Annotated in this window: 2 protein-coding genes; both read left to right on the top strand. The window is 73.5% G+C overall.

The annotated features are described in order from the left end of the window. Positions 1-1,451: alpha/beta fold hydrolase (locus AB0D46_RS38275; protein ID WP_362884693.1), on the top strand; the 1,451-nt coding region annotated here is incomplete at its 5' end. Between the two features lie 34 nt (positions 1,452-1,485). Continuing rightward, positions 1,486-4,787, top strand: a 3,302-nt coding sequence (locus AB0D46_RS38270; protein WP_362884691.1) for an amino acid adenylation domain-containing protein, incomplete at its 3' end; no start/stop codon positions are given.

Below are 4,787 nucleotides of genomic sequence, written 5' to 3'. Positions count from 1 at the left end.
TCCGCATCGAACTCGGCGAGATCGAGGCCGCCCTCGACCGCCACCCCGACATCGCCCACGCCGCCGTCGTGGCCCGCGAGGACACCCCGGGCGACAAGCGCCTGGTCGCCTACCTCGTCCCGGCCGGCTCCGGCGTTCCCACCGCCGACGAACTGCGCCGCGAGCTGGCCGGCGAACTGCCCGAGCACATGGTGCCCGCCGCCTTCGTCACTCTTCCCGTGCTGCCGCTCACCCCCAACGGCAAGCTGAACCGCAAGGCCCTACCGGCCCCGGACCTCGCGGCCGCCACCACCGGCCGCGCCCCCGGCAACCCGCGCGAGGAGATCGTCTGCGGCCTGTTCGCCGAGGTGCTGGGCCTGCCCCGGATCGGCATGGACGACAACTTCTTCAACCTCGGGGGCCACTCCCTGCTCGCCACCCGCCTGGTCTCCCGCGTCCGCGCCACCTTCGGCACCGAACTCACCATCCGCAGCGTCTTCGAGGCCCCCACCCCGGCACTCCTCGACGCCAGGATCGCCGACGGCGACCGCGACGAGGACCCGCTCGACGTCCTGCTGCCGCTGCGCCCGCACGGCGACCGCCCCGCCGTGTTCTGCGTCCACCCGGCCGGCGGGCTCGGCTGGTGCTACGCCGGCATCATCAAGCACCTCGGCCAGGACACCCCCGTCTACGCGCTCCAGGCCCGCGGCCTGGACGGTACCGGCGCACTGCCCCGCTCCTTCGAGGACATGGCCGACGACTACGTCGAGCAGATCCGCAAGGTCCAGCCGCACGGCCCCTACCACCTGCTCGGCTACTCCTCCGGCGGCATCGCCGCCCACGTCATCGCCACCCGCCTGGAGCGGGAGGGCGAGGACGTCGGACTGCTGGCGATCCTCGACACCTACCCCGGCCAGACGCTCGCCGAGCTCGGCGAACAGGAGATCCTCGCCGACCTGCTGCGTTGGGTCGGCTACGACCGCCGCTACCTCGGCAAGAAGCCGCTCAAGCACGAGAAGGTCATCGAGATCCTGCGCAAGCTCGGCAGTTCCCTGGCCAGCCTGGAGCAGCACCACATCGAGGCGATCGGCCGGGTCTACGCCAACGGCCGCGAACTCGTCCACGAGTTCGTACCCGCCCGGTACGGCGGCGACGTCACCATCCTGGTCGCCTCCCTCGACAAGGTCGACATCTCGCCGACCCCCGAGACCTGGCGCCCGTACGTGGCCGGCGCGATCACCGCGCACCACCTGGAGCGCAGCCACAACGACCTGATGAAGCCCGCGGCCCTCGCCGAGATCGGCCGCATCCTCGCGGCCGAACTGCACCGCATCGAAGCGGCAGCCCCCGGCGCCCCCACAGCCCTCGGAGCCCTTGCCGCACCCGCCGGCCTCGGAGCGCTCGCCGCCCCCGCCGGCCCCGCCACACCCGCCGCCCCTGCCGTCGACGCCCCGGCCACGGCCGGAGCCTGACGCAACCGACAGCCATTCAAGGGTGGTTACCACGATGAACGACACCGAGCGCGCCCTGCCGGACGCCGACCCCACCGCGCTGATCGAGGCCCGGGCCGCCCGCACCCCGCACGCCACGGCCCTGCTCTTCGAGGGCCGACGCCTGGACCACGCCGGGCTCAACGCCCGCGCCAACCGGCTCGCCCGCGAGCTCGTGGCACGCGGCGCCGGCCCCGAGAGCCTGGTCGCCCTCGCCCTGCCGCGCTCCCTGGAACTGCCCGTCGCCCTGCTCGCCGTACTGAAGTCCGGCGCGGGCTACGTGCCGCTCGACCCCGACTACCCCGCCGACCGCGTCAACTACATCCTCGAGGACGCCCGGCCCGCCCTGTTCCTGGACGCCGCCGCCCTCGCCGAGGCCGAGGCCGCCGCCGCCGGCCGCTCCGGCGCCGACCTCACCGACGCCGACCGGACCGCCCCCCTCCACCCGGCCCACCCCGCGTACGCCATCTACACCTCCGGCTCCACCGGCCGCCCCAAGGGCGTGCTGATCACCCGCCGAAACCTGCTGAACTTCCTGTCGTACATGGCCGACCGCTTCCCCATGACGGCCGACGACCGGCTGCTCGCGGTCACCACCATCGCCTTCGACATCGCCGTCGTGGAGATGTACCTGCCGCTGCTCGCCGGCGCCGCCGTGGTCATCGCCCCCCGCGAGAGCGTCCTCGACCCGGTCCGGCTCGCCGCACTCGCCGCGGACAGCGGCGCCACCGTCCTGCAGGCCACACCGTCACTGTTCCACGCCCTGAGCACCGAAGCCCCCGAGGCCCTGCGCGGCCTGCGGATGCTGGTCGGCGGCGAGGCGCTGCCCCCGGCACTGGCCGACGCGATGAGCGCCCTCGGCGCGCGCACCACCAACATGTACGGGCCGACCGAGACCACCGTCTGGTCCACCACCCTCGACGTCGAGGGCGCCCGCGACCTGCCCGGCATCGGAGGCCCCATCTGGAACACCACCCTGCGCGTGCTCGACGAGCACCTGCGACCAGCCGACGAGGGCGAGCTGTACATCGGCGGCGAGGGCCTGGCCCGCGGCTACTGGATGCGACCAGCCCTGACCGCCGAGCGGTTCACGGCCGACCCGTACGGTCCTCCCGGGGCCCGCATGTACCGCACCGGCGACCTCGCCCGATGGAACGCCGCCGGCGGCGTCGACTACCTCGGCCGCAGCGACCACCAGGTCAAGATCCGCGGCTTCCGCATCGAACTCGGCGAGATCGAGGCCCGGCTCGCCGCCCATCCGACGGTCGCCCAGGTCGCCGTCGTCGCCCGCGAGGACCGCCCCGGCAGCAAATTCCTCGCCGCCTACACCGTCCCCGTCGCCGGCGGACCGGCCCCCGAAACCGCCGCCCTGCGCGCCCTGGCCGCCGAGAGCCTCCCCGACCACATGGTCCCGGCCGCGTACGTCGTCCTCGACCGGTTCCCGCTCACCCCCAACGGCAAGCTGGACCGCAACGCGCTCCCCGCCCCCGACTTCGCGTCCGCCACGTCCGGGCGAAGCCCGCGCACCCCCGACGAGGAGCGGCTCGCCACCCTGTTCGCCGAGGTGCTCGCGCTGCCCGGAGTCGGCATCGACGACGACTTCTTCCACTTCGGTGGGCACTCGCTGCTCGCCACCCGCCTGGTCAGCAGGGTCCGCTCCGTCTTCGGCGTGGAGCTGCCCGTCCGCGCCGTCTTCGAGGCCCCCACCGTCGCCGCGCTCGCCCCGCTGCTCCGCAGCGCGGGGGCCGCCCGGCCCGCCGTACGACCCGTGGCCCGGCCCGAGACCCTGCCGCTGTCGTACGCGCAACGCCGGCTGTGGTTCCTGGACCGCCTGGAGGGCGGCGCGGCCACCTACAACCTGCCCTACGCCCTCCACCTGACCGGGCCCCTGGACCACGACGCGCTCCGGGCCGCACTGGGCGACGTCGTCGCCCGGCACGAGAGCCTGCGCACCCTCTTCCCGGAGACGGACGGAGTGCCCCGCCAGCAGATCCTCGATGCGGCGGTGGCCCGTCCGGGGTTGGCCGTGGTGGAGGTGTCGGAGGACGGGTTGGACGCGGCGCTCGTCGCTTCGGCGGCGCGTGGGTTCGATCTGGCGGCCGAGTTGCCGCTGCGTGCCGAGGTGTTCGTGCTGGGTTCCGAGGAGCAGGTGTTGCTGCTGACGGTCCACCACATCGCCTCGGACGGCTGGTCACTGGCTCCTCTTGGTCAGGATCTCGCCGCCGCCTACGCGGCCCGCGTCGAAGGGGCCGCTCCCGACCTGCGCCCGCTGCCGGTCCAGTACGCGGACCACAGCCTGTGGCAACAGGAGCTGCTCGGTTCCGAGGACGACCCGGAGTCCCTGATCAGCCGCCAACTGCGGTACTGGACGAAGACGCTGGCGGGGGCCCCGGACCTGCTGGAGTTGCCCACCGACCGGCCCCGGCCCGCCGTCGCCGGGCACCGGGGCGCCGGCCACCCCTTCACCGTCCCCGGTGACCTCGGCCTGCGGATCCGGGCCCTCGCCCAGGAGACCCGCTCCACGCCGTTCATGGTCCTCCAGGCCTCGCTCGCCGTGCTGCTCTCCCGGTTGGGTGCGGGGGAGGACGTTCCGATCGGTGGTGCGATCGCGGGGCGTCAGGACGAGGTGTTGGACGAGCTGGTGGGGTTCTTCGTGAACACGCTGGTGTTGCGTACGGATGTGTCGGGTGATCCGTCGTTCCGGGAGTTGTTGTCGCGGGTGCGTGAGGGCGATTTGGCGGCGTACGCGCATCAGGACGTTCCGTTCGAGCGGGTCGTGGACGCGGTGGCTCCTGATCGTTCCCGGGCCCGTCACCCGCTCTTCCAGGTGATGCTCGTCCTGCAGAACACGGAGGCGGCCGACCTGCGGCTGCCCGGCCTGGACACCCGGATGCGCCGGGTGCGGACGGGCGCCGCCAAGTTCGACCTCGCCTTCGAGGTGACCGAGCACGTCACCGGTGCCTTCGAGGGCCTGGTGGAGTACAGCACGGACCTGTTCGACGAGACCACCGTCGCCGGGGTCACCGACCGCCTGGTCCGGCTGCTCGACGCGCTGACCGCGGACCCCGAGGCACCCATCGGCTCGTTCGACGTCCTGGACGCCGGCGAACGACAGCGGGTCCTGGGGGAGTGGGGCACCCACCCGAGCGGGGTCGAGGACCTGACCGTGCCCGAGCTGTGGGACCGACGCGTCGCCGCAGCCCCGCAGGACCCCGCGCTTGTCTCCGACGCGGGAACGGTCACGGCGGTCGACCTCGATGTGCGGGCGGCGCGGTTGGCGCGGCGTTTGGTGGGGTTGGGGGTGGGGCCGGAGTCGTT

The sequence above is a fragment of the Streptomyces sp. NPDC048383 genome (assembly GCF_040651775.1).
Classification (GTDB): Bacteria; Actinomycetota; Actinomycetes; order Streptomycetales; family Streptomycetaceae; genus Streptomyces.
The sequence above is the reverse complement of the archived record's forward strand: the minus strand, read 5'-3'. Positions and strand labels throughout refer to the sequence as shown.